This is a genomic window from Pseudomonas sp. 44 R 15, from assembly GCF_900004965.1.
In the GTDB taxonomy this organism is placed as follows: domain Bacteria; phylum Pseudomonadota; class Gammaproteobacteria; order Pseudomonadales; family Pseudomonadaceae; genus Aquipseudomonas; species Aquipseudomonas orientalis_A.
Map to the genome: position 1 here is coordinate 61784 of NZ_CVTU01000022.1, position 5256 is coordinate 67039.

At 59.6% G+C, this 5256-nt stretch carries 4 protein-coding genes; 1 reads left to right on the forward strand and 3 read right to left on the reverse strand.

What is annotated here, in order from left to right; all coding sequences use genetic code 11:
• Window positions 1–117: 117 nt before the first annotated feature.
• The 3 genes from BFP93_RS01675 to BFP93_RS01685 all read right to left on the reverse strand — a co-directional run bounded on the left by BFP93_RS01675 (window position 118) and on the right by BFP93_RS01685 (window position 3709).
• The gene (locus tag BFP93_RS01675; RefSeq protein WP_065891692.1) at window positions 118–768 is read right to left on the reverse strand and encodes a dTMP kinase; all 651 of its coding nucleotides are present in this window, start codon (window positions 766–768) and stop codon (window positions 118–120) included.
• Window positions 769–819: 51 nt separating this feature from the next.
• On the reverse strand, window positions 820–2559 hold the full coding sequence (locus tag BFP93_RS01680) for a hydrogenase maturation protein (RefSeq protein ID WP_065891693.1): 1740 nt from the start codon (window positions 2557–2559) through the stop codon (window positions 820–822).
• A gap of 139 nt (window positions 2560–2698) precedes the next feature.
• On the reverse strand, window positions 2699–3709 hold the full coding sequence (locus BFP93_RS01685; protein ID WP_065891694.1) for a zinc-dependent alcohol dehydrogenase family protein: 1011 nt from the start codon (window positions 3707–3709) through the stop codon (window positions 2699–2701).
• Between the two features lie 168 nt (window positions 3710–3877).
• Between BFP93_RS01685 and BFP93_RS01690 the strand changes: the two genes are divergently transcribed.
• Window positions 3878–4777, forward strand: coding sequence for a LysR family transcriptional regulator (locus BFP93_RS01690; RefSeq protein ID WP_065891695.1), 900 nt, complete (start codon window positions 3878–3880; stop codon window positions 4775–4777).
• Window positions 4778–5256 lie beyond the last annotated feature (479 nt).

Sequence of the window (5256 nt, forward strand, 5' to 3'; positions counted from 1 at the left end):
CGGCGGTGATTGTCTTATCCATTGCGCTGTACCTTAGCCATGAGTAGATACAGGTAGACTTACAGGCAGAGTGGGTCGTTCCAAATGACATGTCGGATCCAGATCTGCATGATTGAGCTAGGCTCCAGCGGCCCCCTGACGGCCCCCGGGCTGGCGCCCACTCGGCAGATTTTCTATCGCGCAAACCACCTGCCTCGTCGCCTCCTCGATCGATCCCTCATTGCGGCATAAAACCCAACCGTGATCGGCAACCGCCCGCTCAAACGCATGGGTGCAGGCGGCATGCTCTTCCAGCGTGTGCAGCACCGTACTGTTCAGCCCGCGCCGTCGTGCCGCCGCCCTCGCCCATGAGATGTGCGCGTCGGTGACAACCCCGACATGCAGGTCCGGCACCTGCACCTGACGGTCGAGGTTGAGCTGTAAAATCTGCGCAAACGGAATCAGCCGGCGAAAGGCCGCGTCGGAGGGATACCAGCGGTCGATCAGGATGATGCTGTCAGAGGGCTGTTCAGGCAGTACGTGCCTGGAAATCCAGCCACGGCTGTCGGCGAACCGCTCACACACCGCCCACTCCAGCGCCGGGTCGGGATGTCGCACGAGTTGGTTGACCAGCCCCATGGTTTCACCCCGGTGGGGATCGCTGTTTTTTTCGCACAGCCTGACGACCTTTTTATGATTGGCCCTCAGCGCTGCCGTCACCGCCTCCAGCAGCGTGGTCTTGCCGGTGCCCTTGGGCCCGTCCAGCGAAATGAACAGCGGGCGACTCATAGCTCCCTTGTTATCCTGTTGCCAAACGCCAAGCATAGCATCGCGACTGGTTTATCCCGCCAGCCCTTTCGGGCTTTCGGGCAACTCGGTCTCGAACCTCAACGCCCATGCCGCGATCAGACGCTGCGGGGTCTGGCAGGTTTTGCGCTTGAGTACGAAATTGCGGCACTTTTGCGCAAACTGTTGGCGGTCTTGCACCATGTCCAACTGCATCTGCGCCAGCTCCCGTTCGCGACAGCGCTCAACCTGTTCGATCTCCATCGTGGCTTTACGGGTGCGTGCGAGCAGGTATCGCTCATCGGTCAGCGCGCTGCCGGCTTGTTGCGCGAGCCACAGGTCGAAGGCGTGTGGGCAACGGGGGCCGATGTCCTGGATCATTCCATAGTGCCGGGCTTGGAAGGCACTGATGGGCAGGCATTCTTCGGTGAGCCTGTGCGCGACTTCACTGCCAACGGCCCGTGGCAGGCTGTAGGTCCAGTATTCGGAACCGTACAGTCCCATGCTTTTGTAATGGGGGTTCAGCACCACGCCTTCGCGTGCCAATACGATATCGGCAGCCAGCGCAAGCATGACGCCGCCTGCGCCCGCACTGCCGGTCAAGCCGCTGATCACCAGTTGCCTGGCGGTCAGAAGCGCCTGGCAGACATCGTCGATGGCTTGAATGTTGGCCCAGGCTTCCAGCCCCGGCACCTCGGCAGCCTGAATGACGTTAAGGTGAACCCCATTGGAAAAACTGCCGCGACCGCCCTTGATCAACAACACCTGGGTGTCTCGCCCCTTGGCCCACTCCAACGCAGCCACCAGCCGCCGGCATTGTTCAGTGCTCATCGCACCGTTGTAGAACTCAAACGTCAGTTCGCCGACGTGACCAAACTCCCGGTAGCGAATCGGTTGATAGACCTGCGGATTGAACGCCTGGTGGGCGATGGTGCTATCGAGCACCGGAATACCGAGCAGGCCGTCGGCCAGAACATGCCGCGCCGGCCGCTTGAAAGTCTCTTCCCCTGGCTGGGCCTTGCGTTTGAGCGAGCCGATCCAGACGCTGTGATCCCCGGCAGCCACCAGCACGGCGTCGTCCTGTACCGCAAGGATTTCCCCCGGCGTCCCCTGGCGTGAATCCAGGTGCGCGTCGTACAGGTAATATTGCTCGCCCTGGAGGCTGGCCAACACACCGGGCTGGCCATCGGCGGCGTCGATGCTGCGCTTGATGAAGGTTGCGCAATCGAACCAACTGAAGGTGCGGTCAGCCTGGGTCATGTTCGACTGCAAACGCCCGACAACGTCGGCTCGCGTGTAGTCGAGCGGCACAGGCACGAAACCCTTGGCGAACTTTTCCACTACGTCGCGGATGCACACCATCGCGGCGTCACTCACCGCACCGTTGTACAACTCGGATTTGCGCACATCGGCGGGCATGTCGAACTCACAGGTCGACCAGACCGGCCCGGCATCCATTTCCTCGACCGCCTGTAGCGCCGTGACGCCCCAGCGGCCGACCTGCCGGGTGATGGCCCAGTCCAGCGCACTGGCGCCACGGTCGCCGACAATGCCCGGATGGATGATCACCACCGGGCGCTGCGGATTGCGCCACAGTTGCCGGGGCACACGGTCCTTCAAAAACGGACAGATCACCAGGTCCGCGCCTGAGTCTTCGACCTGCCGACACACCGTGGCTTCATCCGTGAACACGACAACACTGGGGTCATGACCCGCCTGGCGCAAATCCAGCCAGGCCCGCTGGGTCAAACCGTTGAATGCCGATGATAATAAAAGGATCTTCACTGATCGCATGGCTGACTCGTCCTTGAGATGCGCGACCAGGGACGCGTGTTGAACCGTCCCTGGTCTTGAATGGAGGCCTGATGTTACAGAGCGGGCCGGCAAGGACACCTGATCAGGATCAATGACGAGCCTCGCTGGTCACTATATTTTAGCTGACCTTGATAACAACCTTGCCGAATGGGCCGCGTGCCAAGTGCTCGTAGGCCTCACGCGCCTGTTCAAACGGGTAGACATGGTCGATCACCGGCCGGATGTGATGGGTGTCGAGAAACGCATTCATCCGATCAAATGACGCGCGAGGAGCAACTGCAATGCCACGAATGGTGGTTTGGCGGAAGATCAGTGGCATTAAGTTCAGGTTAGCCGTTTGTCCGGTCAGGAAGCCAATCTGGGCAATGCGGCCGCCCACTTTGGTTGCCTGGACGGAGTCGTTGATACCCTCGCCGCCCGCCACTTCCAGAAGCAGGTCTACGCCCTTTCCGTCGGTGAGTTTCAATACTTCAGCGGCCCAGTCAGGTGTTTTGCGATAGTTGACGCCGGCGACCGCGCCCAGCTTGATGACTGCATCAAGGTTTTCATCACGGCTGGAGGTGACGATGACCTTGGCACCCAGGGCCATGGCGATTTGTGCGGCGAAGATGGACACGCCTCCTGTGCCTTGCACCAGCACGCTCTGGCCAGCTTCAATCTGGCCGAAGTCCACCAGCGAGTACCATGCGGTCAAGGCCGCGATGGGAAGGGTCGAGGCTTCTTCGTCACTCATGTCATCGGGGGCACGCACTGCACTGTCTTGATGGATGATCATGAATTCAGCCAGGCCACCCGGCAGTGGTGAGCCGAAGCAGTAGTCTGGTTCGTCGTGGGCAGGCATGCCGTCTATCCAGCGCGAGTACAGGTGCGAGTTGACACGGTCGCCTACTGCGAATCGGCTGACGCACTCGCCCACTGCCACGACAGTGCCCGCTGCGTCGCTGACAAGGATCAGCGGCTTGGGAACCATGTGCGGCTCATAGATCCCATCCACAATTGCCTTGTCGCGAAAATTGAGGGCGACAGCACCGACTTTGACCAGCAGCTCACCGGCCTTGGGGGTGGGCGTTTGGGTCTCGCCCTGTTTCAGATTTTCAAGACCAAAATCCTGCAGCAGCCAAGCTTTCATATTTTTACTCCAAGCAATGTGGGGCGTCCCGACAAATTCGGTGTGCCCAGGCTGGAGGCATTGTTTCTCTCCCGTGACGCTGGATAAACAGCCCTTGAAGCACAAGATTGTTATCAATCCAATTACAATCGAGTTCACTCACGTAACGGTTTAATCAAAGGCCTGACAATGAACATGATCGAGGCGATGGAAATTTACGTGGCCGTGGTTGAGCAAGGCAGCTATACCCGCGCCGCCGAGTCGCTGAGGCTTCACCGGCCCGCGCTTTCCAAAGCGATTCAGAATCTTGAACAGGAACTCAACGTCCAGCTTTTGCATCGCACGACGCGCAAGATCCACGTGACGCCTGAGGGGGAGGAGTTCTACGATCGATGCAAGCAACTGCTGGCCGATCTGTCTGATACCGTGGCGTGGTTCTCACCGGATCGACCTGCCCGGGGAAAGCTCAGGGTGGATGTTCCGGTGACCCTCGCCAAGGCATTTATCATCCCTTCCCTTCCAAAGTTCCGGGCTCTCTACCCCGAAATCGAGTTGATTCTCGGGTCTTCGGATCACCAGGTTGATTTGATCGCGCAGGGCGTAGACTGCGCCGTTCGGCTAGGGGAACTTGACTCGTCGAGCCTGATTGCCAAACGAATCGGCACCGTGCCCATGGTCACCTGCGCCGCGCCCTCCTACCTCGAACAGTACGGTACCCCCACCACTTTTGAAGCGTTGTCCGATCACCTTGCGGTCAACTTCCTGATTGATCATCGCCAGCAAATCATGCCCTGGAGGTTTCAAATCGGCGGTGAAAGCCTGTTGGTGACGTTGAAAAGCGGCATCGTGGTCGATGACTCGCAAGCCTTCCTCTGCTGCGGCCTGGCGGGGTTGGGTATCGTGCAGGGCTTGCGTCCCTCGCTGCAGCCGCATATCGCGTCGGGCGAACTGATTGAAATTCTGCCGGACCTGCACACCGTTCCCAAACCTGTCTCGTTGCTTCTCACTGACCGCAAATACCGCTCGCCCAAAGTGCGCGCTTTCATGGAATGGCTCGTCGCTGTTTTTGCCGAGCAGGGGCTCAGTTAGCAGGCCATTGCTCCCGCATTGCCGAACTCAGTCTATCGGACCGATGTTGATCGTGCGATCGGCGCCCGGACAGCCGTGCCCGAATGCCGAATGCCATTGCGAGTCGAGTATGAAGGTGCAGGACCGCGCGGTCAGCGATAGCCAGCTTGATGAGGCTATCGAAGAAACCTTCCCGGCCAGCGCCCCTATATCCCCTTGATAACGCCTCGGTCCAAATGTGGGAGGGGGCTTGCCCCCGATAGAGGTGTGTCAGTCTCAGTATCTGTAACTGAACCACCGCCATCGGGGGCAAGCCCTAATGCCTGTCAGTTAAGCGAACGAAACATAGGTATCTACACAACTCTGTAGCACCCACCCGTAACCACGATGCGAAGCGAGTCGCTCTTGCTTTTGATCTCAGGCGCCCCGTTAAACCACGCTGGCCGAACGCAGGCTTGAATCCGTGGGCAACCCGGCAGGACGCCGGGTTAGCCGCCCCG